We start from the raw sequence: 22,866 nt of genomic DNA, 5'->3' as shown, positions 1-22,866 counted from the left end.
GATTCGGAAAATCGGGAAATATTTCACCGATAGTTCGATTAAATGGGATGGTTGCCATGGCCCGCATCAACTTCGATCTGGACGTGCTGCGCACCTTCGTCACCGGTATCGAGCTGGGCAGCTTCGCCCGCGCCGCGGATCGCCTGGGCCGCTCCACCTCCGCCGTCAGCGCGCAGTTGAAGAAGCTGGAGGAGCAGGCCGGCACCCCGGTGCTGCGCCGTGAAGGCCGTGGCATGGCGCTGACCGAGGCGGGCGAGACGCTGCTCGCCTATGCCCGCCGACTGCTGGAACTGAACGACGAGGCCGCTGGCGCCCTGCGCGGCGGTTCACTGGAAGGCCGTGTGCGCCTGGGGCTGCAGGAAGACTTCGGCGAAACCCTGCTGCCCGCCGTGCTGGCCCGCTTCGCCCGTGCCCATCCGAAGGTGCGTATCGAGGTGCGCACGGCGCGCAACCAGCAACTGATCGAAGGCGTGCGCAACGGCGAGCTGGACCTGGCGCTGGCCTGGGAAACCGGCGAGCGCACGGCGCACATGGAGCGTATCGGCGCCGTGCCGCAATGTTGGATCGGCGCGCCCGACAGCCTGCCGGTGCCCGGCGCGGAACCGTTGCCCCTGGTCATGCTGGAGTCCCCGTGCCTGCTGCGCAGCGCGGCGACGGAGGCGTTGGACCGCGCGGGTATCGCCTGGCGCGTGGCGTTCACCAGCGCCGGGCTGTCGGGCATCTGGGCGGCGGTGGCGGCCGGGTTGGGGGTTGGCCTGCGTACGCCCATCGGCTTGCCGGCCAGTGTCGAGCGGCTCGACCCTGAACGCGCTGGGCTGCCGGTCATGGCGCCGCTGGGGCTGTGCCTGCATAGCGGCGAGGCCGAGCCCGAAGCGGTGGTGGCGCGCCTGCGTGAACTGCTCTGCGAAGGCGTTGCCGAGCTGCTGGATAGTCCGGACTTTCGCTGATCCGCTTCTGAGGGAAAATCACCGCGATCAATGATGCTGGGAAAAGCGAGACGACCGGTCATATTCTCGCTCCCCATGAACAGCATCCGACTCGACAAACGCGACCTGATCCTCGCCAAGGGCTCCCTGGCGATGACCCGTTGCGGCTACCACGGCACCGGCGTGCAGGACATCGTCCAGGCCGCCGGCATCCCCAAGGGCTCCTTCTATCACTACTTCGAGAGCAAGGAAGACTTCGCCCTGCAGGCCCTGGAGCACCTTTATGCGCCGCGCCTGGCCCGCTACGCCGAGGCCCTCGGCAACCCGGCGCTGGGCCCGCGTGCGCGCATCCTCACCTATTACCGCGAGCTGCTGGCGCACTTCGCTCGCCAGGAAAAGCTTGAATACCACTGCCTCATCGGCAGCCTGAGCTACGAAATGGCCGAGCTGTCGCCGGCCATCGCCGAGCGCATAGACGGCATCCTGCAGCAGTCCATCGATACCCTGCGCGGCTGCCTCGCCGAGGCCCAGCGCGCCGGTGAGTTGCCGGCCGCGGAGAACGTCGAGCACCTGGCTGAGTTCGTCGGCAATGCCTGGCAGGGTGTGCTGGCGCGACTGAAGGTCAGCGCCTCGCTCAAACCCGTGGAGCGTTTCATCGAACGCCTGGAGCACCTGCTTCAGGCCTGATCTGCCTGAGTCATCCCAACCCTTCATAGCCCTTCATAAAAGAATGAGACGACCGGTCGCCTGGTCGTCATGGAGACTTCAATGACCGCATCCGTAGACACCCTGTTCTCGCCTTTCCGCCTGGGCGACCTGGAACTGCCCACGCGTATCGTGATGGCGCCGATGACCCGCAACTTCAGCCCGGGCGGCGTGCCCCATGCCCAGGTGGTGGAGTACTACCGCCGCCGCGCCGCCGCCGGTGTCGGCCTGATCGTCACCGAAGGCACCACGGTCAACCACAAGGCCGCCAACGGCTACCCGAACGTGCCGCGCTTCCATGGTGAAGACGCCCTGGCCGGCTGGAAGCAGGTGGTCGACGCCGTGCATGCCGAAGGCGGCAAGATCGTCCCGCAGCTCTGGCATGTCGGCGCCGTGCGCCGCCTGGGCACCGAACCGGACGCCAGCGTCCCGGGCTACGGCCCCAGCGGCAAGGAAAAGGACGGCACCGTGCTGGTCCATGAGATGACCAAGCAAGACATCCAGGACGTCATCGCCGCCTTTGCCCAGGCCGCCCGCGACGCCAAGGCCATCGGCATGGACGGTGTGGAAATCCACGGCGCCCACGGCTACCTGATCGACCAGTTCTTCTGGGACGGCAGCAACAAGCGCACCGACGAATACGGCGGCAGCCTGGCCAACCGCTCGCGCTTCGCCATCGAGCTGATCCGCGCCGTGCGCGAGGCTGTCGGCCCCGACTACCCGATCATCTTCCGCTTCTCCCAGTGGAAGCAGCAGGACTACAGCGCCCGTCTGGTGCAGACCGCCGAGGAGCTGGAAGCCTTCCTCAAGCCGCTATCGGACGCCGGTGTGGATATCTTCCACTGCTCGACCCGCCGCTTCTGGATTCCTGAATTCGAAGGCTCCGAGCTCAACCTGGCTGGCTGGACCCGCCAGCTCACCGGCAAGCCGACCATCACCGTCGGTAACGTCGGCCTGGACGGCAGCGAGTTCCTGGCCTTCTTCGGCAACACCCAGGAAGTCGCCCAGCCTTCGGGCATCGAGGGTCTGCTGGAGCGCCTGAACAAGGAAGAGTTCGACCTGGTCGCCGTCGGCCGTGCGCTGCTGGTCGACCCGGACTGGGCGCTGAAAGTGCGCGATGGCCGCCTGGCCGATATCAAGCCGTTCAGCCGTGATGCGTTGATGTCGCTGGCCTGATTCGAGACCTGATGTGAAAAAGCCCCTGGCGCCGACGGTGCCAGGGGCTTTTGGCTTTTCGTAGGAGCGAGCTTGCTCGCGAACCAACCTCCGCTGCGGGGCATGTTCGCGAGCAAGCTCGCTCCTACAGGTCGGCTCCGTGGTTTCGGCTCGCGTAGGAGCGGATCTTATCCGCGATCAGCCGGCAGGGCCGGTGTTGGGGCGGGCGGCCCTGGTCTTTCCCTATGGCATTGAGTTCCTGCGCCGCGGATTTCGTGGACAAGCTCCGTTCCCAGAGGTGAGGCTCTCTCCCTGGTAATCTGCGTCTGGATTATGACGATTCATAAATTGTATGAATGCTCTGAAAGCCCCGTCCTAGGCGTTTACAAATCTTTTCCGAGACCCACCTTTCCGCATGCTGACTTAAGGGTCTGAAACGGGCATTGTATGACCGCGTTCACACAACAATAGGCCGGGATACGGCCATAGGAGTAAGCCATGCGGATCGGCTTGGTGGTCGATGCGACCTGCGACCTGCCCCCCGAATTCCTCGCTGCCAACAACATTCGCGTCCTGCCCATCGGCATTCGCCTGGGCGAGCGCCGTATCGTCGATGATCGCGATCCCGACACCACCCTCAAGTTCTATTCCCAGGATCTGCCCAAGGTCGGCCCCGAGGACGGCAGCGAGCCGCTGACGCCGGCGCAGACCCACGACTGGTTCCTGGAACAACTGGTCACCGACTTCGATTACGTCATCTGCCTGACCGTCACCAGCCAGCGCAGCCCGATCTTCGAACACGCCACCCAGGCCTCCTTCAGCCTGCTGCAGAGCTACAAGGAGCGCCGTACCGCCGCCGGCATCGCCGGGCCCTTCGCGCTGCGGGTGATCGACAGTCAGACGGTGTTCGCCGGCCTCGCCGTGCTGGCCGCCGAAGGTGTGCGCCTGCTCGGCGAAGACCAGCATCCCAACGCTGTGCGCACCCGCCTGGAACAGCTCAGCCAGCAGATGAACACCTTCCTGGTCGCCAGCGACCTGGGGCACATCCGCCGCCGTGGTTTCCAGAAGGGCGACCGCAGCAGCATCGGCGATCGCCTGCGCGGCGCCTTCCTCGGCATTGGCTCGATGCTCGACATGAAGCCGGTGCTGAGCCTGGTGCAGGGCGAGGACAAGCCGGTGTCGGTATCGCCGAACTACGAGAAGTCCGCCGAGCGCCTGCTCAACTTCGCCCGCGCACGGGTCGAGGCGGGCGAGCTGCTGGCGCCGCAGATGTGCCTGAGCTACGCCGGCGATCCTTCCGCGCTGCGCGACCTGCCGGGCTTCTCCGCGCTGGAAGCGGCGTGCCAGGCCAAGGGTGTGCAGGTGCACCTGGCGATGCTCAGCCCCACCGGTGGCATCAACCTGGGGGCGGGCGCCATGAGCCTGTCGTTCGCGGCGCAGCCGATCCCATTCGCCTGACCTTACTTGTGTACGGAAGACCCGCCCACCGGCCCCAGGCGGGTGGTCTTCCTGGACAGCGTCAGGCGGCAGGCTTCCTGTAGATAACTTTCGAAACGCTCCACCACCGCGTCCCAGGCCTGATGGCTGGCGTGGTGACGGGCGTTCAGTCGTACCCGGCGCAGGCGCTCGGGGTCTTCCAGCAACCAGCTGGCCGCGTCGAAGAAGCCCTGGTTGTCATCCGGACTCGCCAGCGCACCGTTGTGCCCATGGCGGATGTGCTGCCCCGCGGCCGCCTGGTCGAAGGCCACCACGGCCAGGCCCGAAGCCAGCGCTTCCAGCACCACATTGCCGAAGGTTTCCGACAGGCTGGGGAAGAGGAACAGGTCGCCGCTGGCGTAGTGCCGCGCCAGCTCCTCGCCGCGTTGCAGACCGCAGAACACCGCTTCGGGCAGTTCCTTGTGCAGGTGGGCGCGCAGCGGGCCATCGCCGACGATCACCAGGCGCAGCTTGAGCTGCGGGTGTGCCGCGCACAGCGCGCGGAAGCTGCTGCCCAGCAGCGTCAGGTTCTTTTCCGCCGCCAGCCGGCCCACGTGCAACACCGCGATATCGCGCTCGCCCAGGCCCCATTCGCGGCGCAGAGCATCGTCGCGGCGGCCGGGCTGGAACAGCTGGCTGTCGACGCCGCGCGAAAGCTGCGCCAGGCGCTCGAAGCCACGCCGTTGCAGCTCCAGCGACTGGCTGGCGCTGGGCACCAGGGTCTGCTGGGTGCGGTTGTGGAACCAGCGCAGGTAGAGGGTTACCAGGCGCATCAGCGGGCCGAAGCCATAGTGCGCGCTGTACTGCTGGAAATTGGTGTGGAAGCCGCTGATCACCGGAATCCGCAGGCGCCGTGCGGCGCGCAGGGCGGCCAGGCCCAGCGGGCCTTCGGTGGCGATGTAGAGCACGTCGGGGCGCAGCCCCTTCCAGTGGCGCAGCAGCTTGTGCAGGCAGGATTGCCCCCACTGCAACCCCGGATAGCCCGGCAGCGGCCAGCCACGGGTCAGCACCAGTTCGGCGTCGCTGTGGCGCCCTCCGTCACACTGCTGCCGTGGCCGCACCACCTGGATCTGATGGCCCAGGCGCAACAGCCCCGCCGCCAGCCGGCCGAGGGTGTTGGCAACGCCGTTGATTTCCGGCGGAAAGGTTTTGCTGATCAGCGCAATGCGCAGGGGCTTTCTGGTCATATACGCAGTGTCGCGACGCGCAGTGGCGCGCCGATGACGCGGCGATGATCGAAATATGACAGCCACAAAGTGCAAACCTTGCGGGAGCGATTGACCTCGTCCCTGGGGGCGGTAGGACAGCCTCCGCTCCTCTCGGGGAAATAGGATGCCGAGAGGCGGGGCAAGGACGTTGCGCACCTGCCCCGGAAGGTTTAGCGAGTGAGCGCCTTGTCCCCACCCTCGCGCACCCAGAACAGCACCGCGCCGGCCACGGCGGCGGGCATGATCACCAGGTTCACCACCGGGATCAGCAGCGCGAGATAGGTCACACCGCCGAAGCCCATGCAGGCCCAGCGTCGCTCGCGCAGCCAGGCGAGCATCTCGTTCCAGCCCAGCTTGTGGTTGTCAGCGGGAAAGTCGATGTACTGCACGGCCATCATCCACACGCCGAACAGCAGCCAGAGCGGTGCGGCGATCAGGTTCAGGCCGGGGATCAGGCTGAGGATGAACAGGCCGAGGGCGCGCGGCAGGAAGTAGCCGAGCTTGCGCAGTTCGCGGCCGATGGTGCGCGGCACCATGGCCATCAGTTCGGTCCAGCTGAACTCCGGGAAGTCGTCGGTGCCGCGCACCACCACTTCGACCTTCTCCGCGAGGAAGCCGTTGAAGGGCGCGGCGATCAGGTTGGCGATCATCGTGAAGGTGAAGAACACGATCAGCAGTACCAGCGCGACGAACAGCGGCCAGAGGATGAACTGCAGGAAGCTCAGCCAGTCCGGCAGGCTTGGCATCAGGGCGTCGACCCAGTGACTGAACTCGCTGACCGCGAAGCCGATCAGGCCGATGAACAGGATGAGGTTGATGCTCAGCGGCAACAGCACGAACAGCCGCAGGCCGGGGCGCATCATCAGTTTCAGGCCTTCGCTGAGGTATTGCGGGCCGCTCAGGGTAGACATGGGATTCTCCAGGGGACTCCAAGGTAAAGCGGCTGCGACCTTAGCAGACCCGGCGAAGGGCCGGCGAGCCGTCTGTTTTGCCGGGTGTGTGGCGGTTCAGGCGCGGTGGTAGCGTTGGCAGCGGTTGCGCTCCTGCTTGGCCTGGTACATGGCGATGTCGGCGGCGCCGGTGAGGCCCTCGGCGTCGCTCGCGTCCTGTGGATAGAACGCGATGCCGATGCTCGGGGTGACGAAGTCGATGGTCTGGCCGTTCAGCTCGTAGGGGCTGCCCAGCACCCGCAGCAGGCGCGTGCCCAGGCTTTCGGCCTGCGGCGGTTCGGCGTTTTCCAGGAGCACGGCGAATTCGTCGCCACCCAGGCGGTACGCCTGGTCCGGCTGGCGCAGGCTGTTGTGCAGGCGGTCCCCGACGGCGGCCAGCAGGGCATCGCCGGTGGCGTGGCCGAAGCGGTCGTTGACCTGCTTGAAGCGGTCCAGGTCGATGTACAGCAGAGCGACCCGTTCGCAACGGATGATCGCAGCGGGCAGCTGTTCGTCGAACGCCTTGCGGTTGCCCAGGCCGGTCACGGCATCGCGGAAGGCCAGGTCGATCAGCTGGTTCTGGTAGGCGACGTGCTGGCTGATGTCACGCAGGATGCCGCGGAAACCGGTGAACACACCCTGGTTGTCGCGGATCGCCGAGCAGCGCGTCTCGCAGTTGAGCAGGCGGCCGTCGCGGCACTTGAAGGGGGCGGAAAAGGTGGTTTCACGCTGCTCGTCGTCGCGCACCTGGACGTAGAGCGCCTGGGCGCGTTGGGCGTCAGCCTCGGGCAGCAGCTGGCTGTAGTGACGACCGACGATTTCTTCGGCCGAGTAGCCGAGCATCCGGCACAGCGCGGCGTTGACGGTGAGCATGATGCCTTTGTCGTCCATCTCGAAGTAGCCATCGCGGATCGCGTCGAGGATCGCCCGGTCCCGTGCCTCGCTCTTTTCCAGGCGGTCGAGCATGTTGTTCATCTCGCCGGCGAGCTGACCGAGTTCATCGTTGCCCAGGCTGCCGAGGCGATGCTGGTTGTCGTCCGGGCCGATGCTGGAAACCTCGTGGTTGAGGGTGCGCACGCGGCGGATGATCCAGAACTCCAGCGCCAGGTAGGCCAGCAGCAGGGCAGTGGCGAGCAGGGCCAGCGCCAGGTAGAGGAACAGGCGGATCGATTGCCGGCCTTGCAAGTAAAGGGGCCTGGGGCTGGTGACCTCGATGCGCATCTGCGGCTGGCCTTTGGAGTTCAGGTACAGCAGCGACATCTGCTGCTTGTTCTTGCCCAGCAGCTCGCGTGGGCTGAGCAGGGTGGCGCCACGGTTGTTGGGGATGTTCAGTGGCCGCCAGCTGCTGTCGGGCCGGGCATCGTCGGCCAGGCGCAGACGCGCGCCCATCTGGTCTTCCAGGGCGGCCGTCCGCTGCTTGTCGAACAGTACGCCGGCGATCAGCGCGCCGGCGGGTTCGGCGCGCCCGGCGCTGTCGCTGATCGGATAGCTCAGCAGCAACTGCGGCACACCGTCGATCTGCACCAGCTGGTCGATGCTGTGCCGTGTATCGCCCTCTACGTCCAGGGCGCCCAGGTCGAGGGCGGTTTTCAGGATGTCGCGCTGCAGGACGTAAGGGTGGGGTGTGGACACCCCGGGGAAGCGGCCGGCCAGGTCGTCGAGCTTCCATTGCTGGCCGACGATCCGTTCCTTGCGGTCAACGTACAGCACATAGTCGAAGCCGAGGATGCCGAGCATGTCGACTTCGAGGTTATCGGCGATGAATTTGGCATCGGGGTGCTGCATGAAGGCGTAGCTGCTGTCCCACCAGGCGTAGCTGCGGGCGATATCGAGGAAGCGCTGTTTCTCGAAGCCGATGCGCTTGTGGACGATACGTACCTCATCGGCCAGGCGCTGGCGGTCGCCCCGGTCGAAGCGGTCGAGCAGGATCATGTCTGACAGCATCCATACCCCGGCCAGGCTGGCGGCGAACAGGGGCAGGAACAGCAGGAGCAGGCGGGCGCGAAGATTCATGCGGGCGACGAAGGGACCTTTGATGTTGGCTTGAGTCTAGTCAGTTGGAGAGTAGATGCGCGGCGGATAGACAATGGCTATGAAGTGAATTGAGATTGGGCATTTCTGTAGGGCTACGTCTGAGCTGTAAGCTGCGTCCCAAGTCAAATTGCGCCGGATCAATGGCAAATCAAGATACGCCTGACATATCTCAAGGGTATTTGGAAATTCTGCAGGACAATGGGTTCCGTGGTTCAGGCCACACCGCATTGCCGAAGGTCTCCAGGTCATGCGGTCCCGCGCAAGAAACCTTTCAGAGGAGCTGCCGTTCCTCCAACCTTCCCCCTGGTACTTTGGCAGCTCCCTTTTCTTCTGCCTGACGTTCTTCCACCGAACGTCGTTCTTCAACTGAACACTAGGAGGCTGCGATGTCCGAGAGTCGCCACGCGCGGGTCATCATTCTGGGTTCCGGTCCGGCCGGTTACAGCGCCGCGGTCTACGCCGCCCGCGCCAACCTCAAGCCGCTGCTGATCACCGGCCTGCAGGCCGGCGGCCAGTTGACCACCACCACCGAAGTCGACAACTGGCCGGGCGATCCCCACGGGCTCACCGGGCCTGCGCTGATGCAGCGCATGCAGGAACACGCCGAGCGCTTCGAGACCGAGATCGTCTTCGACCATATCCACGGTGTGGACCTGGCCGGTAAACCCTTCGTGCTCAAGGGCGACAGCGGCACCTACACCGCCGATGCGCTGATCATCGCCACCGGTGCCAGCGCGCGCTACCTCGGCCTGCCCTCGGAAGAGGCGTTCATGGGCAAGGGCGTGTCCGCCTGCGCCACCTGCGACGGCTTCTTCTACCGCAACCGCGAAGTGGCGGTGGTGGGCGGCGGCAACACCGCCGTGGAAGAAGCGCTGTACCTGGCCAACATCGCCAGCAAGGTCACCCTGGTGCACCGCCGCGATAGCTTCCGTGCCGAGAAGATTCTGCAGGACAAGCTCCGCGCCCGCGTCGCCGAGGGCAAGATCGAGCTGCGGGTGAACGCCCAGGTCGAGGAAGTGCTGGGCGATGCCATGGGCGTCACCGGCGTGCGCCTGCGCCACAACGATGGCGAGACGTCCGAGCTGAAAGTGGACGGTCTGTTCGTCGCCATCGGCCATACGCCCAATACTTCGCTGTTCGAGGGCCAGCTGGCGCTCAAGGACGGTTACCTGGTGGTCAATGGCGGCCGCGAGGGCAATGCCACCGCAACCAACATCCCCGGCGTATTCGCTGCCGGCGACGTGGCCGACCACGTCTATCGTCAGGCCATCACCTCCGCCGGCGCCGGCTGCATGGCCGCGCTGGACGTGGAACGTTACCTGGATTCCCTGTAACGGCCCGAAGAGCCGGCGTGCAGGAAGAGGCCCCGCTTGCGGGGCCTTTTTCTTTGCGCCGCTCAGTGACTGTGGCTCTTCGTAGGAGCGAGCTTGCTCGCGAATCGCTTGACGCCGTGCCTTGCAGGTTCGCGAGCAAGCTCGCTCCTTCAGGTCAGCATCAGGCGGTCGAGTGATTCGAGCACCCAAGAAAAAGCCCCGCATGAGCGGGGCTTTTTCATGAGCGCAGAACCTCAGCCGCGACGCGACAGCGGCTGGCGCTCGAAGTTGACGCCGGCCAGGCCGGTGCTCTGCAGGGCGCGGATGTTGGCGTGGTCGGTGCCCTCGGGGTTGTCACGCACGGCGCGGTAGTGCTCGCCGAACGCCAGCAGCGACTCCTCCTGGCTCAGGCCTTCGAGGATGGCGAAGCCCAGGGTCTTGCAGGAGCCTTCGTTCTGCCCGGCGGGGTTTTCCACAGTGCCGTTGCTGAAGGCGCTGGGGGTGTAGCTGTAGTGCTCGGCGATGTACGCCAGGGTGTCGGTGAACAGGTGCTGCTCGCTGCGCAGGCGCGCGCGAAAATCGTTGAGGGTCATCAAGGCAAACTCGTTAGTGCTTCTTCGCGTTATCGAAGGCCGCCTGCTGGGCAGGCGACGCTTCCGTCTGATACTTGGCCTTCCATTCGGCGTAAGGCATGCCGTAGATCTCTTCGCGGGCCTGGTCGGGGCTGACCGCCAGTCCCATGTCGTCGGCCGCGGCCTTGTACCACTTGGACAGGCAGTTGCGGCAGAAGCCGGCAAGATTCATCAGATCGATGTTCTGCACGTCCTTGCGGGTGCGCAGGTGCTGCACCAGGGTGCGGAACGCGGCGGCTTCAAGTTCGGTGCGCTGTTCGTCGGTCAGGTTCAGGGGCTCGGTCATGGCGTATCTCTCATTGGGCGCAACAGAGGCGCATGGCGGGGCTGGCGCGATTCTATAGAGCGAGGCGATCGGCCAGCAACGCCCGTTGGCCGACTGGCACGGGCGTACGGCTTGCGCGACCGGCCGGTCAGCGCCGGGCGGCCAGCGCGATGGACACCGACTCGGCGAAACGCAGCGCGTGCGGCTTGTCCACTTCCACTTCAGCGTAGTGCACCGCGGGATTGCTCATTACCAGGTCGAGCAGTTCCTGGGTCAGGCGCTCGAGCAGGGCGAAGCGGTTTTCTTCCACGTGGGCGATGATCGCCTTGGTGATGGTGCGGTAGTTCAGCGCATGATCGATGTCGTTGACCTGCACCGCATCGCCGGCCGGGTAGAGGATGGTGAGGTTGATCAGCACATCCTGCTTGTTGAGGATTTCGTCCTCCTTGATGCCGATGTAGGTGCGCACGCGCAGATCCTTGACCCGGATTCGCGCCATGCCTGGCTCCAGTTGCGTCATTTCACTTGCTCCGTCCGATCAGTTGCAGGAATTCCTGGCGGGTGGTGTTGGACTCGCGGAACGCGCCGAGCATCACCGAGGTGTTCATCACCGAGTTCTGTTTCTCCACCCCGCGCATCATCATGCACATGTGTTGCGCCTCGATCACCACCGCAACGCCGGCGGCGCTGGTGACCTGCTCGATGGCCTCGGCGATCTGCCGGGTCAGGCTTTCCTGGATCTGCAGGCGGCGGGCGAACATGTCGACGATGCGTGCGACCTTCGACAGGCCCAGCACCTTGCCGGTGGGAATGTACGCCACATGGGCCTTGCCGATGAAGGGCAGCAGGTGATGTTCGCACAGCGAGTAGAGCTCGACGTCCTTGACGATCACCATTTCGTCATTGTCCGAGGCGAACAGCGCGCCGTTGACGATTTCCTCCAGCGTCTGCTCGTAGCCGTGGCAGAGGAACTGCATGGCCTTGGCCGCGCGCTTGGGCGTGTCCAGCAGGCCCTCGCGGTCGGGGTCTTCGCCGAGCCCCAGGAGAATCTCACGGTAGTGGCGAGACATGTCTTCGATCATTGGGGGAGTCCTCGCGCCCGCGCTGTGCGGGTCATTTCAGGTGCCGGCCGCCGTTGATGGTCAGGGTGGTGCCGGTCACGTAGGGGCTGTCGAGCAGGTAGCGCACGCTCTGGTAGATCACGTCGGGGCCGGGCTCGATGCCCATGGCGGATTTGGCCAGGGTACGGGCGCGGTAGGCGTCGTCGTCGCCCGGGTTGAACATGATCAGTGCCGGCGCGATGCCGTTGACCTTGATGCGCGGGGCGAAGCGCGCGGCGAAGGACAGGGTGAGGTTGTCCAGGCCGGCCTTGCTGGCGCAGTAGGCGATGCGATTGGCGCTGCCCTTGCGGGCGACGTCGTCGGAGAGGTGGATGATGTCCGCCGGGGCGCCGCGCTCGGCCGCATCGCGTTCGAGCTGAGGCGCGCAGCGCAGGTTGATCAGGTAGGGCGCGAGCATGTGCAGGCGGAACAGTTCGCCGAAGGCGTCGGCCTCATGGCCGGGCGCTTCGGTGATCCAGGCCGAGGCATTGTGGATGATCGCGCGCAGGCGGTCGGTATGGGATGCGAGCGTTTCGATGAAGGCGAGGATGCCGGCTTCGTCGGCCAGCTCCGCGTGCAGGCAGGTTGCGCCCAGCTGGCGCAACTCATCGACGCCGGGTTTCTCCTGGCGGTAGGTCGCGATCACCGGATGGCCGTCCTGCAGCAGGCGTTTCGCGCAGTGCAGGCCGATGCGTTGGCTGGCGCCGGTGATCAGGATGGGAGCCGGGGTATTGCCCATGCGCGCCTCGTGGAATCGGGGAAAACGGCGCTGCGGGAAATATCCGAGCGGCCGGGTAGGGCAAAACTATACCAGCCCCGGCGCGGCCCGGCACGGATGGGGCATAATGGGGGGCCTTGTCTTGCCTTGTGGGAGTGAACATGAAAGTCGCCATTCTGTCCGGCTCGGTCTACGGCACCGCCGAAGAGGTCGCGCGTCACGCCAAGCGCCTGCTCGAAGCGGCCGGTTTCGAAGCCTGGCACGACCCGCGCGTCACCCTCGACGGCCTGCTGGCGTTCGGCCCCGAGGCGCTGCTGGTGGTGACCTCGACCACTGGCATGGGCGACCTGCCGGACACCTTCCAGCCGCTGTACTACGCGCTGCGCGACCGCCTGCCGAACTGGCGCGACCGTCCGGGCGGCGTGATCGCCCTGGGCGACTCCAGCTATGGCGATACCTATTGCGGCGGCGGCGAGCTGGTGCGCGAGCTGCTGGTGGAGCTGGGCATGCGCGAAGTGGTGCCGATGCTGCGCCTGGACGGCAGCGAGACGGTGGACCAGGAGACCGATGCCGAGCCCTGGATCGCCGACTTCATCGCCGCGCTGAAAGCCTGATGCACCCCCGCGCCCGTTATCTGATCGATACCCTGGGGCTCGCCCCGCACCCCGAGGGCGGCTTCTATCGCCGGGTGTTCGATTCGTCCCTGATGGGCGCCGATGGCCGCCAGCAATCCTCGGCCATTTTCTTCCTGCTGCCCGGCGGCACGGTCAGCCGCTGGCACCGCATCGATGCCGACGAACTCTGGCATTACCACGAAGGCGGTCCGCTGGAGCTGCTGGTGGCCGAAACACCGGAAAGCCTGCGCATCGAACGCCTCGGCCCGGTGGGCGAGGGCAGCCTGCCGCAGCGCGCGGTGCCCGCCCACGCCTGGCAGGCGGCGCGTTGCCTGGGGGATTACGTGCTGGTGGGTTGCACGGTGTCGCCGGCGTTCGAGTTCGCCGGGTTCAGACTGCTGGCCGATGATGCCGATGCGCAGCGGGCGTGGCCGAAGCTGATCGGGGCGTTTCCCGAGTTGCTGTAAAGCGGTTCGCGAGCAAGCTCGCTCCTACAAGAGCGGGCTCGGCACAGGGGCTAACCTGTAGGAGCGAGCTTGCTCGCGAACCCGCATCACGCCGTGCCCACCGGATGCAACGGCATCTCCTCCATCAGCGCCAGCCACGCCTTGGCCGCGTTCGACAGGTAGGCATCGCGCCGCCAGATGAAGCTGATATCCCAGCGCAGATCCGGCTGGCTCAGCAGCACACGCGCCACGCCAGGACGTTCCAGGTCCTCGGCCACCACCCGTGGCAGCAGCACCACGCCCTGGCCGGCGGCAACCAGCGCTCCGAGGAAGTCCGCCTGGCCGCTGCGGCCGCCTTCCTTCGGCTCGAAGCCGGCCTCGCGGCAGGCGCGCAGCAACCGGTCGTTGAGGGTGAAACTCTGCTGGTAGAGCAGGAAGGGCGTATCGGCCAGCTCCACCAGGCTCAGGCTCTTCCGCGTGGCCAGCGGATGATCGGCCGGGAGCAGGGCGTCGAGCGGCTCGTTGCAGAACGGCTGGTGGTCGAACGCCGGGTCTTCCGGGGTGAGGCCGCCGCCCAGTTCCAGCTCGCCGCTGTAGACCAGCTCTTCCATGGTCTTGCTGCCACCCTCGATCAGGTGCACGGCGATGTTCGGGTAGCGCCGCCGGTACTCGGCGAAGCGTCCGGCGAACAGCGCGTCGGCGCCCAGCAGCGGCAGGCCCAGGCGCAGTTCGCCACGGTGCAGGCGGGTGAGGTCGTCCAGTTCGGTGAGCAGTTCGCGGCGCAGGCGCAGCATGTCCTCGGCGCGCCGTAGCACCACCTCGCCGGCGGCGGTCAGGCGGATATGCGGGCCGCTGCGCTCCAGCAATTGCACGCGCAGGCTCTGTTCCAGCTGGGCGACCTGTTTGCTCACCGCCGACTGGCTGGCGTTCAGGTGCACCGCCGCCTGGGTGAAGCTGCCCTGGCGCACCACTTCGGCGAAGGTGCGCAGTTGCTTGAATTCCATTCTGGAATGGCTCCGATTCGATCAATTCGCTTTGGGGATGATAGGCGCGGGCGTAGGCTTTGCACCATTCCCGAACGTTTTCTTCTTCCCCCAAAAACATTGAGACCGCTGCCATGTTCCGCCGCGCCGCCCGCCTGATTTTCGAACTCGCCGTCCTGGCCGCCTTCTGGTGGATCGGCGGCTGGATCGCCACGCTCACCGGCCTGCCGCTGCCGGGCGGGGTGATCGGGCTGGCGCTGCTGCTGGTGCTGTTCGCCTGCGGGGCGATCCGCCCGGCCCTGCTGCAGGGCGGCGCCGGCGTGTTGCTGGCGGAAATGCTGCTGTTCTTCATCCCCGCGCTGATGAGCCTGCTGGACTACGGCCCGCTGCTGCGCAGCGAGGGCTGGAAGATCCTGCTGGTGATCACCGCCAGCACCGTGCTGGTGATGCTGGCTACCGCCCTGGCGGTGGAATGGATGTGCCACTGGAGGTCGCGCCATGAGTCTCGATAAGCAACCCCTGTTCTGGCTGGCCGCCACCCTCGGCGGCTACCTGCTCAGCCGCCTGCTGTACCGGCGTTACCAGCAGTACTGGCTGTCGCCGATCGTGTTCGTCCCGGTGCTGCTGTTCGCCCTGGCGATCCCGATGCACGCGACCTACGCCGACTACGCCCGCGACACCAACTGGCTGGTGGCGCTGCTCGGCCCGGCCACCGTGGCCTTCGCCATCCCGATCTGGCAGCAGCGTGCGTTGCTCGCCCGCCACTGGCCGGCGCTGCTGACCGGCATGCTCGCTGGCACGAGCATGGCCATCGGCAGTTCATGGGCGCTGGCCCATGCGCTGGCGCTGGACGGCCAGGTGACCCTGTCGCTGCTGCCGCGCTCGATCACCACACCGTTCGCCATGGAAATGTCCCATGACCTGGGCGGCGTGCCCTCGCTGACCGCCGCCTTCGTGATGATCACCGGGGTGTTCGGCGCCCTGGTCGGTGGCGTGCTGATGCGCCTACTGCACCTGCGCTCGGCCCTGGCCCGTGGTGCATTGCTGGGCGTCGGCGCCCACGGTGCGGGCACCAGCCGGGCTTACGAGTTCGGCGGGGAGGAGGGATCGGCGGCGGGGCTGCTGATGGTGCTGACCGGGCTGTTCAACCTGCTGATGGCGCCGGTCCTGGCCTGGTGCCTGTGACGTTCAGCTGAGCTCGTAGGCATCGAGCATGCGCGAGACGTCGGCGGGAGAGTTGAACATCATCACGTCGATGATCGACAGGCCCGCCTCGAAGGTCGGGCGCTTCTGTTCGTAGGGCACCAGCCTGGGCTCCTGGAAGCGCAGGGTCAGCCCGGCCGCATCGTATTTGCGGCGGTCGAAGAAGCTCTGCCCGCCTGGCGGGTTCCAGTACTCCTCCACGCCCCCAGTGCCTTGCAGATATTCAGCGCCCATTCATCCGGTGCGGTCGGTCGCTCCATCGGCAGGTCCATGCGCGAGAGCACCGGCATCTGGCGCGGGAAGCCCAGGTAGGTGCAGGTCGCCTCCAGGGTGGCCTTGTTCAGCGAGACGATGTCCTGGAACGGGTGGTCGAGGGAGGCGGCGATCATCTCGCGCACGTCGCGGTAGTAGGGCGCCACCTTGAGGTACACGTCCAGTTGCGAGAACAGGCTGCGCCGCCAGTCCTGGCGGTTGTCGACCTGCACGTCGCAGATCAGGGTCTCGCGGTGGTGCTTGACCCGTGGCACACGGATATACAGCCAGCCGTCCTGCTGCTTGAGGATGCGGTTGCGCTCGATCCAGCCGTGATGGATGTACTGCACCGTATCGAACAGCACGAACAGGTCGGTGTGCTTGATCAGGCTGAAGTACCCCAGGTACGGGAAGAAGTAGGGCTGCATGATGGCGGTTCGTTTCACGTCGGCTGCCTCGTTGGCCGAACTGGAGTCTCCTCCCGACTCCCGGGTACTACTCGAGTGTGTTGCGAAAGATATTGCGAAATGTTTCCAGGTGGATCGGATGCGCCTGGGAGGGCACCGGGGCAGGTCTGGAAGAGGGGCACGCTTCCGCCAGCCCTGACGCGCTGGCCGGTGGCCGCGCTGTCTGGATGGCGCCTTTGCGGGGAGTCGTCGTTGCGCCGGGTCGGGCCGGCGTCACAGGGACAACTGTCCCCACTATAGGTGGCGAAAAGCGCCGCGCAAGGCGACTCATCTGCCCACGCTTATAGGGGAACATTCGCCAGACACTGCCAGAGGCAACTGTCAGTTCCGTGACAGTCGCTTCGTCGTCACGCTGACTAGACTGCGCCATCGAACAACAACAACGAAGAGGCTACCGACCATGCACGCCGCTCATCCGCTGCCCACCGCGAACGTCAAGGACCAGGTTTCCGCCGCCGAATGGCAGACCCGCGTCGACCTCGCCGCCTGCTACCGACTGATCGCGATGCATGGCTGGGATGACCTGATCTTCACTCACATTTCCGCCAAGGTGCCCGGCACCGAAGACTTTCTGATCAACCCCTTCGGCATGATGTTCCACGAGATCACCGCGTCCAGCCTGGTGAAGGTCGATCTCGCCGGCAAGAAGCTGATGGACAGCCCCTACGAGATCAACCCGGCCGGCTACACCATCCACAGCGCCGTCCACGAAGTCCGCCACGACGTCTCCTGCGTGCTGCACACCCACACCGCCGCCGGCATCGCCGTTTCCGCGCAGAAACAAGGCCTGCTGCCGATTTCCCAGCAGTCGCTGTTCGTGCTCTCGAGCCTGGCCTACCACGGTTACGAGGGCGTGGCGCTGAACCATGACGAGAAGGCGCGTCTGCAGGCCGACCTGGGCGAGGCTGCCTTCATGATCCTGCCCAACCACGGCCTGATGACCTGCGGCCCGACCATCGCCGACACCTTCCTGATGATGTTCACCCTGCAGCGCGCCTGCGAGATCCAGGTGCTGGCCCAGGGTGGCGGCGCCGAACTGATCATGATTCCGCAGCAGATCCTCGACGGCGCCATGGCCATGGCTGCCGGCGTCACCCGCAGCAAGCAGGGCCTGGGCGGCGCGCTGGCGTGGCCGGCGCTGCTGCGCAAGCTGGACCAGCAGAACCCCGGCTACCGCGACTGATGGGCCTGCCTGGCATCGCCCTGCGCGACTGGCGCGCGCAGGGCAGTTCCTTCACCTTCCGCGGCCACCACATCCGCTACTGGAGCGCCGGCAGCGGCGAGCCGTTGCTGCTGATCCACGGCTTCCCCACCGCCTCCTGGGACTGGCATTACCTGTGGCGTCCGCTGGCCGAGCGCTACCGGGTGATCGCCTGTGACATGCTCGGTTTCGGCGACTCCGCCAAGCCGCGCGGCCACGACTACCGCATCCTCGAACAGGCCGACCTGAAGCAGGCGCTGCTGGTGCACCTGGACGTACACGAGCCGGTGCACCTGCTGGTCCACGACTATGGCAACAGCGTCGGCCAGGAACTGCTGGCGCGGCACGAGGAGGGCGGGTTCGCCCTGGCCTCCTGCGTGTTCCTCAACGGCGGCCTGTTCCCGGAAACCCATCGTGCGGTGTTCTCGCAGAAACTGCTGCTCAGCCCGTTGGGCGGCCTGTTCGCCCGGCTGTTCAACCGCCGCCGCCTGGCGCAGAACTTCGCCAAGGTATTCGGCCCGGCCAGCCAGCCAACGGAGGCGGAACTGGACACCTTCTGGGAGCTGATCCGGCATAACGACGGGACGCGGGTGATGCACCGGCTGATCCACTACATCCTCGACCGCCGCGAGCACCGCGAGCGCTGGGTTGGCGCGATGCAGCGCACGCAGGTGCCGCTGCGGGTGATCGATGGCCCGTTGGACCCGATTTCCGGCGCGCACATGGTGGAGCGCTACCGGGCGTTGATCCCTCGGCCGGATACCGTCGAGCTTTCCGGTATCGGTCATTACCCGCAGGTCGAGGCACCGGAGCAGGTGCTACAGCACTATCTGGCGTTCCGACAGGAAAGGGTTCGATAGGTACGGACTGATCCGTCTGGATATTCGGAACTGACTGATCGTTTGGCTTCGTGTGGCGGCGGTAGCTTCCCCGGATTTGTCCAACCGGAGGCCGCCGCCATGCCACTCAGATCCGTCATTCCCGTCCGCCAGCCCCAGGGCTCGATGCTGTACCGGGCGTTGCTGCACCTGCGCCGGGATTTCGTCTTCGTCGCCGTCCCTTTGCTGTTGCTGCTGGTAGGCATCTGCGCCGCCGGTTGCTATTACGCCTGGATGATCCAGCACTGGGTGCCCGCTGCACTGGGCGCCCTGGCGCTGCTGCCGGCGTTCGGCCTGCTGCTGTTCTGGAGCGAATATGACTGGTGGCTGTTCAAGCTCGGCCCGCGCGAGGAACTGAACCTGCCGATCCGCTGATCATCCCCCGGCCTTATTGGGCACCATTCGCCCTGATCGTCTTGCTTGTGACCCGATCGCGACTGCCGGACACTCCGGAAAAACAGACCTGCCTGGAGTTCCTGCCATGAGTGATGCCCTGCGTTTCGACGGAAAAGTCGTGATCGTTACCGGAGCCGGCGGCGGTATCGGCCGCGCCCACGCCCTGCTGTTCGCCAAGCACGGCGCCACGGTGGTGGTGAACGACCTGGGTGGCAGCACTCACGGTGAAGGCGCCAACGCCTCGGCCGCCGATCGCGTGGTGGCGGAAATCCGCGAAGCCGGCGGCACCGCCATCGCCAACCATGACTCGGTGACCGACGGCGAGAAGATCGTGCGCCAGGCCGTGGAAGCGTTCGGCCGCATCGACGTGGTGGTGAACAACGCCGGCATCCTGCGCGACAAGACCTTCCACAAGATGGAAGACGCCGACTGGGACCTGGTCTACAAGGTCCATGTCGAGGGCGCCTACAAGGTAACCCGCGCCGCCTGGCCGTTCATGCGCGAGCAGGGCTATGGCCGGGTGATCTTCACCTCGTCCACCTCCGGCATCTACGGCAACTTCGGCCAGAGCAACTACGGCATGGCCAAGCTCGGCCTGTACGGCCTGACCCGCAACCTGGCCATCGAAGGCCGCAAGAACAACATCTTCGTCAACGCCATCGCTCCCACCGGCGGCACCCGCATGACCGAAGGCCTGATCCCGCCGCAGGTGTTCGAGCAGCTCAAGCCCGAGCTGGTCAGCCCGCTGGTGGTGTACCTGGGTAGCGAAGCCTGCCAGGAGACTTCCGGCCTGTTCGAAGTGGGCGGCGGCTGGATCGGCAAGGTGCGCTGGGAGCGCAGCCTGGGTGTGGGCTTCGACCCGCGCAAGGGTTTCAGCGTCGAGGATGTGGCGGCCAATTTCGCGCAGATCTGCGATTTCGAGAACGCCGCGCACCCGAAGGACAACGTCGAGGCGCTGCGCGAGATGATGGCGAACCTGCAGAAATACGCCGGTTGATCCGGCCAGCCTGACCGGCGGAACGGCCAGCGGGCTGTTCCTCGGCGGCAGACGCAGTATGGTGAAAGGGCCGGCTCATAGTCGGCCCTTTGCTTTTCTGCCTCGATGCCCAAGGAGTTCGCCATGAGCGTGATAATCGAGAGGAACGGCCCGGTGACCACCCTGGTGATCGCCCGCCCGGCGGTACGCAATGCCGTGGACCTGCCCACCGCCCAGGCGTTGGCCGATGCCTTGCGCGATTTCGAGCACGACGAGGAGGCGCAGGTCGCCGTGCTTACCGGCGCCGGCGGCACCTTCTGCGCGGGCGCTGATCTTGCGGCGGTGGCCGAGGACGGTGAGCGGCGCAATCGCCTGGAAACCGAAGGCGACGGGCCGATGGGGCCCAGCCGCATGCAGTTGTCCAAACCGCTGATCGCCGCCATCGAGGGTTATGCCGTGGCCGGCGGGCTGGAACTGGCGCTGCTGGCCGACCTGCGGGTGATGGCCGAGGATGCGGTATGCGGGGTGTTCTGCCGGCGCTTTGGTGTGCCGCTGATCGACGGCGGCACCGTGCGCCTGCCGCGCATCATTGGCCAGGGCCGGGCGCTGGACATGATCCTCACCGGCCGCCCGGTGGGGGCGCAGGAGGCGCTGATGATGGGCCTGGCCAACCGCGTGGTGCCGCGCGGGCAGGCGCTGGAGGCGGCGGAAGAGCTGGCGCGGGAGATCGCCGAGTTTCCCCAGCGTTGCATGCTGGCCGATCGTGCCAGTGTTTTCACGCAATGGACCCTGTCCTTCGATGTGGCGATGGCCAATGAATTCCAGGGCGGGATGGCGGTGATCCAGAGCGGAGAGACAGTGGAAGGGGCGAAGCGCTTCACCGACGGGGAAGGGCGGCACGGGGAGTTTTGAGAGACGCAGGTCGATCAGATAAGAGCGCCCTCACCCTAACCCTCTCCCGGTGGGAGAGGGGACTGTCCTGAGCGGCGTTGGCCTCTGCATCATCCGGGCAGAACGGTTCATGTAGTCCGGTGTTTCAGGTGAAACACCGTCAATCCTGCCGGCACAGACTGCTCCCTCTCCCTCTGGGAGAGGGCTGGGGTGAGGGAAGGCCCGAGCTCCGGACCTTCCCTCCACACCAGCAACAGCGCCGATCAATCCCGCTGGATGATCACATAGGTCTTGCGCACGGTTTCCTGGATATCCCATACGCCCAGGCTGTTCTGCGGCAGCAGGAAGGCGTCGCCGGCCTGGAAGGCAATGGTCTCGCCGCCATCCGGGGTGAAGGTGCCGCGGCCGGAGATGAAGTGGCAGAACTCCTGCTCGACGATCTGACGGCGCCAGCGGCCGGGGGTGCATTCCCAGATGCCGGTTTCCACGCGGTCGGTGCGTTCGATGGATTCCACGCGGGTTTCCGACACCGGCTCGCCCAGCGGCACGGCGACCGGGCTGGCGGCGCCGAGCTCGGCGTGCAGGGTGTTCTTCAGGTGGGTCAGTTTCATTCGGGGCTCCAGTGGGTTTTCTCTAGGGGCTGATCAGCCGACCTTCCAGGTCATCAGGCCTTCCATGGTCGCGGCGAGCTTCTCCGCCAGGCGGCGGCGCCACGGGGCGCTGTGCGGGTTGGCCAGCACTTCGTCTTCATGCACGAAACTGCGGATGATCGCGTTGTAGCCCAGCCAGCGGCATGGCTCGGGCTCCCAGCCACGCAGGCCGTCCTGCAGGGTGCGGTCGTCGATCACCCAGGGCTGCCGGGTCAGTTCGCTGTGCTGGCCGAGGATCAGGTCGGCCAGGGTGCGACCACCCAGGTTGGTGGCGCCGACGCCTTCGCCGCCGTAACCGCCGGAAAGAGCGATGCCGTTGCGACGGTCGATCAGCATGTGTGGGCGGAAGCGCCGCGACATGCCGAGGTTGCCGCCCCAGGTGTGGGTGATGCGTACGTCCTTCAGGCGCGGGAAGAGTTCGCCGAACAGGTAGCGGCGCAGACCCACTTCATCGTCGGTCAGGCTGAAATCGGTGCGCAGCTTGCCGCCGAAGCGGTAGCCGCCGCGGGCGCCGAAGGCCAGGCGATTGTCGGCGGTGCGCTGGCCATAGGTGACCTGGCGGCTGAATTCGCTGAAGGCCTGGCCCTGCGCAAGACCAATCTCGGCCCAGACCGATTCCGGCAGCGGTTCGGTGGCCACCAGTAGGCTCTGCACCGGCAGTTGGTAGTTGCCCAGCGGCGGCAGGTCGGCGGCGTAGCCTTCGATGGCCGGCACCACCCAGTGCGCTTTCAGCTCACCTTGCGCGGTGCGCAGCAGGCCCGGCGCCCAGTGGGTCACGCGGCTCTTCTCGAAGATCTGCACGCCCTGGCGCTCCACGGCGCGGGCCAGGCCACGGGCCAGCTTGGCCGGGTTGATGGTGGCGCAGTGCGGGGTGTGGATCGCGCCCAGCGCGCTGGGAATGCGCAGCTGTTCGGCGAGCTGGCTGGCGGTGAGCCAGCGGTAGTCGTCTTCGGTCAGGCCCTCGGCATGGAGGTGCGCGAGGTAGTCGCGCAGGCGGCGTTCCTGCTCCGGATAGCGCGCGGCGGTGTAGAGCACGCCGCCCTTGCGGTAGTCGCAGTCGATGCCTTCACGTTCGAGCACACGGGCGACTTCGTCGGGGATGTCATGCAGCAGGTCGTAGGAGGCACGGCGCTGTTCCGGGGAGAGGCCGGCGAGCAGGCGGTCTTCGCCGAGAATGTTGCCCATCAGCCAGCCGCCGTTGCGGCCCGAGGCGCCGAAGCCGGCGGTTTCCGCTTCGACGATGGCGATCTTCAGCTGCGGCGCGCGCTGCTTCAGGTAGTAGGCGGTCCACAGTCCGGTGTAACCGGCGCCGGCAATGGCCACATCGACGTCCAGCGAGCCTTGCAGGGACGGACGCGGGACGAGGTCGTCGTCCAGTTGGTTCATCCACAGACTGATATGACGCCATGCCGACATAGACGACTCCGGAGGGGAAGTGGGGGAATGTC

At 66.2% G+C, this 22,866-nt stretch carries 27 protein-coding genes; 14 read left to right on the top strand and 13 right to left on the bottom strand.

Going from position 1 to position 22,866, the window contains the following annotated elements; genetic code table 11:
- Positions 1-56 precede the first annotated feature (56 nt).
- From O6P39_RS21885 to O6P39_RS21870, 4 genes are all read left to right on the top strand, one after another.
- Positions 57-947, top strand: a complete 891-nt coding sequence (locus O6P39_RS21885) for a LysR substrate-binding domain-containing protein (protein ID WP_275608511.1) — start codon at positions 57-59, stop codon at positions 945-947.
- A gap of 75 nt (positions 948-1,022) precedes the next feature.
- Entirely contained in the window at positions 1,023-1,613 is a 591-nt protein-coding gene (locus O6P39_RS21880; RefSeq protein ID WP_275608510.1) for a TetR/AcrR family transcriptional regulator, read from the top strand.
- Positions 1,614-1,694: 81 nt separating this feature from the next.
- Positions 1,695-2,807: an NADH:flavin oxidoreductase gene (locus O6P39_RS21875; protein ID WP_275608509.1), complete on the top strand. Its 1,113-nt coding sequence runs from the start codon at positions 1,695-1,697 to the stop codon at positions 2,805-2,807.
- A gap of 477 nt (positions 2,808-3,284) precedes the next feature.
- Complete coding sequence (locus O6P39_RS21870; RefSeq protein ID WP_275608508.1) at positions 3,285-4,244, top strand: DegV family protein; 960 nt, start codon at positions 3,285-3,287, stop codon at positions 4,242-4,244.
- Between the two features lie 2 nt (positions 4,245-4,246).
- Here the strand turns inward: O6P39_RS21870 and O6P39_RS21865 are convergent, their stop codons facing one another.
- The 3 genes from O6P39_RS21865 to O6P39_RS21855 form a co-directional block, all read right to left on the bottom strand.
- The gene (locus tag O6P39_RS21865; protein ID WP_275608507.1) at positions 4,247-5,449 is read right to left on the bottom strand and encodes a glycosyltransferase family 1 protein; all 1,203 of its coding nucleotides are present in this window, start codon (positions 5,447-5,449) and stop codon (positions 4,247-4,249) included.
- Between the two features lie 191 nt (positions 5,450-5,640).
- Positions 5,641-6,381 (bottom strand): sulfate transporter CysZ, encoded by a 741-nt coding sequence (gene cysZ / locus O6P39_RS21860; RefSeq protein WP_275608506.1) that lies wholly within the window; start codon positions 6,379-6,381, stop codon positions 5,641-5,643.
- Between the two features lie 96 nt (positions 6,382-6,477).
- Positions 6,478-8,412: a diguanylate cyclase gene (locus O6P39_RS21855; RefSeq protein WP_275608505.1), complete on the bottom strand. Its 1,935-nt coding sequence runs from the start codon at positions 8,410-8,412 to the stop codon at positions 6,478-6,480.
- Between the two features lie 407 nt (positions 8,413-8,819).
- Here O6P39_RS21855 and trxB point away from each other — a divergent pair, with 407 nt between their 5' ends.
- Positions 8,820-9,767, top strand: a complete 948-nt coding sequence (gene trxB, locus O6P39_RS21850) for a thioredoxin-disulfide reductase (protein ID WP_275608504.1) — start codon at positions 8,820-8,822, stop codon at positions 9,765-9,767.
- A gap of 233 nt (positions 9,768-10,000) precedes the next feature.
- Here trxB and O6P39_RS21845 read toward each other — a convergent pair whose 3' ends face one another.
- The 5 genes from O6P39_RS21845 to folM all read right to left on the bottom strand — a co-directional run bounded on the left by O6P39_RS21845 (position 10,001) and on the right by folM (position 12,482).
- Positions 10,001-10,339, bottom strand: a complete 339-nt coding sequence (locus tag O6P39_RS21845) for a HopJ type III effector protein (RefSeq protein WP_275608503.1) — start codon at positions 10,337-10,339, stop codon at positions 10,001-10,003.
- Between the two features lie 13 nt (positions 10,340-10,352).
- Positions 10,353-10,664: a DUF1244 domain-containing protein gene (locus O6P39_RS21840; RefSeq protein WP_275608502.1), complete on the bottom strand. Its 312-nt coding sequence runs from the start codon at positions 10,662-10,664 to the stop codon at positions 10,353-10,355.
- A gap of 127 nt (positions 10,665-10,791) precedes the next feature.
- Positions 10,792-11,163: a dihydroneopterin triphosphate 2'-epimerase gene (gene folX / locus O6P39_RS21835; protein ID WP_275608501.1), complete on the bottom strand. Its 372-nt coding sequence runs from the start codon at positions 11,161-11,163 to the stop codon at positions 10,792-10,794.
- A gap of 1 nt (position 11,164) precedes the next feature.
- Positions 11,165-11,725: a GTP cyclohydrolase I FolE gene (gene folE / locus O6P39_RS21830; RefSeq protein WP_275608500.1), complete on the bottom strand. Its 561-nt coding sequence runs from the start codon at positions 11,723-11,725 to the stop codon at positions 11,165-11,167.
- Positions 11,726-11,756: 31 nt separating this feature from the next.
- Positions 11,757-12,482, bottom strand: coding sequence for a dihydromonapterin reductase (gene folM, locus O6P39_RS21825; RefSeq protein WP_275608499.1), 726 nt, complete (start codon positions 12,480-12,482; stop codon positions 11,757-11,759).
- A 140-nt stretch (positions 12,483-12,622) separates the two neighbouring features.
- Here folM and O6P39_RS21820 point away from each other — a divergent pair, with 140 nt between their 5' ends.
- Together O6P39_RS21820 and O6P39_RS21815 are read left to right on the top strand one after the other, a co-directional pair.
- Positions 12,623-13,075, top strand: a complete 453-nt coding sequence (locus O6P39_RS21820) for a flavodoxin (RefSeq protein ID WP_275608498.1) — start codon at positions 12,623-12,625, stop codon at positions 13,073-13,075.
- Positions 13,075-13,542 carry a cupin domain-containing protein gene (locus tag O6P39_RS21815; protein ID WP_275608497.1) on the top strand — a complete coding sequence of 156 codons (468 nt, stop codon included), beginning with the start codon at positions 13,075-13,077 and terminating at the stop codon, positions 13,540-13,542. The genes O6P39_RS21820 and O6P39_RS21815 overlap by 1 nt, the downstream gene beginning before the upstream one ends.
- A gap of 86 nt (positions 13,543-13,628) precedes the next feature.
- Here O6P39_RS21815 and O6P39_RS21810 read toward each other — a convergent pair whose 3' ends face one another.
- Entirely contained in the window at positions 13,629-14,525 is an 897-nt protein-coding gene (locus O6P39_RS21810; RefSeq protein ID WP_275608496.1) for a LysR family transcriptional regulator, read from the bottom strand.
- Between the two features lie 113 nt (positions 14,526-14,638).
- Here O6P39_RS21810 and O6P39_RS21805 point away from each other — a divergent pair, with 113 nt between their 5' ends.
- The gene (locus tag O6P39_RS21805; protein WP_207885936.1) at positions 14,639-15,016 is read left to right on the top strand and encodes a CidA/LrgA family protein; all 378 of its coding nucleotides are present in this window, start codon (positions 14,639-14,641) and stop codon (positions 15,014-15,016) included.
- Positions 15,003-15,689, top strand: coding sequence for an LrgB family protein (locus O6P39_RS21800; RefSeq protein ID WP_275608495.1), 687 nt, complete (start codon positions 15,003-15,005; stop codon positions 15,687-15,689). Before O6P39_RS21805 ends, O6P39_RS21800 begins: the two co-directional genes overlap by 14 nt.
- 3 nt (positions 15,690-15,692) lie before the next feature.
- Here O6P39_RS21800 and O6P39_RS21795 read toward each other — a convergent pair whose 3' ends face one another.
- Together O6P39_RS21795 and O6P39_RS21790 are read right to left on the bottom strand one after the other, a co-directional pair.
- Positions 15,693-15,941 carry a WbqC family protein gene (locus O6P39_RS21795; RefSeq protein ID WP_275608494.1) on the bottom strand — a complete coding sequence of 83 codons (249 nt, stop codon included), beginning with the start codon at positions 15,939-15,941 and terminating at the stop codon, positions 15,693-15,695.
- On the bottom strand, positions 15,836-16,405 hold the full coding sequence (locus tag O6P39_RS21790) for a WbqC family protein (protein ID WP_275608493.1): 570 nt from the start codon (positions 16,403-16,405) through the stop codon (positions 15,836-15,838). The genes O6P39_RS21795 and O6P39_RS21790 overlap by 106 nt, the downstream gene beginning before the upstream one ends.
- 421 nt (positions 16,406-16,826) lie before the next feature.
- On the opposite strand from O6P39_RS21790, the gene O6P39_RS21785 reads away from it, so the two are divergent.
- The 5 genes from O6P39_RS21785 (at position 16,827) to O6P39_RS21765 (ending at position 20,789) form a co-directional block, all read left to right on the top strand.
- Complete coding sequence (locus O6P39_RS21785) at positions 16,827-17,609, top strand: class II aldolase/adducin family protein (protein ID WP_275608492.1); 783 nt, start codon at positions 16,827-16,829, stop codon at positions 17,607-17,609.
- Positions 17,609-18,487, top strand: coding sequence for an alpha/beta hydrolase (locus tag O6P39_RS21780; RefSeq protein ID WP_275608491.1), 879 nt, complete (start codon positions 17,609-17,611; stop codon positions 18,485-18,487). The genes O6P39_RS21785 and O6P39_RS21780 overlap by 1 nt, the downstream gene beginning before the upstream one ends.
- Positions 18,488-18,586: 99 nt before the next feature.
- Positions 18,587-18,880, top strand: a complete 294-nt coding sequence (locus tag O6P39_RS21775) for a hypothetical protein (protein WP_275608490.1) — start codon at positions 18,587-18,589, stop codon at positions 18,878-18,880.
- Between the two features lie 106 nt (positions 18,881-18,986).
- Positions 18,987-19,898 carry an SDR family oxidoreductase gene (locus O6P39_RS21770; protein WP_275608489.1) on the top strand — a complete coding sequence of 304 codons (912 nt, stop codon included), beginning with the start codon at positions 18,987-18,989 and terminating at the stop codon, positions 19,896-19,898.
- Positions 19,899-20,021: 123 nt separating this feature from the next.
- The gene (locus O6P39_RS21765) at positions 20,022-20,789 is read left to right on the top strand and encodes a crotonase/enoyl-CoA hydratase family protein (protein ID WP_275608488.1); all 768 of its coding nucleotides are present in this window, start codon (positions 20,022-20,024) and stop codon (positions 20,787-20,789) included.
- 242 nt (positions 20,790-21,031) lie between these two features.
- On the opposite strand, the gene O6P39_RS21760 is transcribed toward O6P39_RS21765, so the two are convergent.
- On the bottom strand, positions 21,032-21,379 hold the full coding sequence (locus O6P39_RS21760) for a cupin domain-containing protein (RefSeq protein WP_275608487.1): 348 nt from the start codon (positions 21,377-21,379) through the stop codon (positions 21,032-21,034).
- A 33-nt stretch (positions 21,380-21,412) separates the two neighbouring features.
- The gene (locus O6P39_RS21755; protein WP_275608486.1) at positions 21,413-22,834 is read right to left on the bottom strand and encodes an FAD-binding oxidoreductase; all 1,422 of its coding nucleotides are present in this window, start codon (positions 22,832-22,834) and stop codon (positions 21,413-21,415) included.
- Positions 22,835-22,866: the final 32 nt, after the last annotated feature.

Origin of the sequence: Pseudomonas sp. PSE14, assembly GCF_029203285.1 — a bacterium.
GTDB lineage: Bacteria > Pseudomonadota > Gammaproteobacteria > Pseudomonadales > Pseudomonadaceae > Pseudomonas.
Note: the sequence above shows the minus strand (reverse complement) of the source record. Positions and strands in the feature narration are given on the sequence as shown.

Excerpts from the sequence above, each read along its gene's own strand:
- O6P39_RS21845 (WP_275608503.1), bottom strand. The coding sequence starts at position 10,339 with ATGACCCTCAACGATTTTCGCGCGCGCCTGCGCAGCGAGCAGCACCTG.
- cysZ (WP_275608506.1), bottom strand. The coding sequence starts at position 6,381 with ATGTCTACCCTGAGCGGCCCGCAATACCTCAGCGAAGGCCTGAAACTG.
- O6P39_RS21815 (WP_275608497.1), top strand. The coding sequence starts at position 13,075 with ATGCACCCCCGCGCCCGTTATCTGATCGATACCCTGGGGCTCGCCCCG.
- O6P39_RS21760 (WP_275608487.1), bottom strand. The coding sequence starts at position 21,379 with ATGAAACTGACCCACCTGAAGAACACCCTGCACGCCGAGCTCGGCGCC.
- folE (WP_275608500.1), bottom strand. The coding sequence starts at position 11,725 with ATGATCGAAGACATGTCTCGCCACTACCGTGAGATTCTCCTGGGGCTC.
- O6P39_RS21780 (WP_275608491.1), top strand. The coding sequence starts at position 17,609 with ATGGGCCTGCCTGGCATCGCCCTGCGCGACTGGCGCGCGCAGGGCAGT.
- O6P39_RS21840 (WP_275608502.1), bottom strand. The coding sequence starts at position 10,664 with ATGACCGAGCCCCTGAACCTGACCGACGAACAGCGCACCGAACTTGAA.
- O6P39_RS21795 (WP_275608494.1), bottom strand. The coding sequence starts at position 15,941 with ATGGGCGCTGAATATCTGCAAGGCACTGGGGGCGTGGAGGAGTACTGG.
- O6P39_RS21870 (WP_275608508.1), top strand. The coding sequence starts at position 3,285 with ATGCGGATCGGCTTGGTGGTCGATGCGACCTGCGACCTGCCCCCCGAA.
- trxB (WP_275608504.1), top strand. The coding sequence starts at position 8,820 with ATGTCCGAGAGTCGCCACGCGCGGGTCATCATTCTGGGTTCCGGTCCG.
- O6P39_RS21755 (WP_275608486.1), bottom strand. The coding sequence starts at position 22,834 with ATGTCGGCATGGCGTCATATCAGTCTGTGGATGAACCAACTGGACGAC.
- O6P39_RS21765 (WP_275608488.1), top strand. The coding sequence starts at position 20,022 with ATGAGCGTGATAATCGAGAGGAACGGCCCGGTGACCACCCTGGTGATC.
- O6P39_RS21875 (WP_275608509.1), top strand. The coding sequence starts at position 1,695 with ATGACCGCATCCGTAGACACCCTGTTCTCGCCTTTCCGCCTGGGCGAC.
- O6P39_RS21805 (WP_207885936.1), top strand. The coding sequence starts at position 14,639 with ATGTTCCGCCGCGCCGCCCGCCTGATTTTCGAACTCGCCGTCCTGGCC.
- O6P39_RS21885 (WP_275608511.1), top strand. The coding sequence starts at position 57 with ATGGCCCGCATCAACTTCGATCTGGACGTGCTGCGCACCTTCGTCACC.
- O6P39_RS21855 (WP_275608505.1), bottom strand. The coding sequence starts at position 8,412 with ATGAATCTTCGCGCCCGCCTGCTCCTGCTGTTCCTGCCCCTGTTCGCC.
- folM (WP_275608499.1), bottom strand. The coding sequence starts at position 12,482 with ATGGGCAATACCCCGGCTCCCATCCTGATCACCGGCGCCAGCCAACGC.
- O6P39_RS21775 (WP_275608490.1), top strand. The coding sequence starts at position 18,587 with ATGCCACTCAGATCCGTCATTCCCGTCCGCCAGCCCCAGGGCTCGATG.
- O6P39_RS21880 (WP_275608510.1), top strand. The coding sequence starts at position 1,023 with ATGAACAGCATCCGACTCGACAAACGCGACCTGATCCTCGCCAAGGGC.
- folX (WP_275608501.1), bottom strand. The coding sequence starts at position 11,163 with ATGACGCAACTGGAGCCAGGCATGGCGCGAATCCGGGTCAAGGATCTG.
- O6P39_RS21800 (WP_275608495.1), top strand. The coding sequence starts at position 15,003 with ATGAGTCTCGATAAGCAACCCCTGTTCTGGCTGGCCGCCACCCTCGGC.
- O6P39_RS21820 (WP_275608498.1), top strand. The coding sequence starts at position 12,623 with ATGAAAGTCGCCATTCTGTCCGGCTCGGTCTACGGCACCGCCGAAGAG.
- O6P39_RS21810 (WP_275608496.1), bottom strand. The coding sequence starts at position 14,525 with ATGGAATTCAAGCAACTGCGCACCTTCGCCGAAGTGGTGCGCCAGGGC.
- O6P39_RS21865 (WP_275608507.1), bottom strand. The coding sequence starts at position 5,449 with ATGACCAGAAAGCCCCTGCGCATTGCGCTGATCAGCAAAACCTTTCCG.
- O6P39_RS21785 (WP_275608492.1), top strand. The coding sequence starts at position 16,827 with ATGCACGCCGCTCATCCGCTGCCCACCGCGAACGTCAAGGACCAGGTT.
- O6P39_RS21770 (WP_275608489.1), top strand. The coding sequence starts at position 18,987 with ATGAGTGATGCCCTGCGTTTCGACGGAAAAGTCGTGATCGTTACCGGA.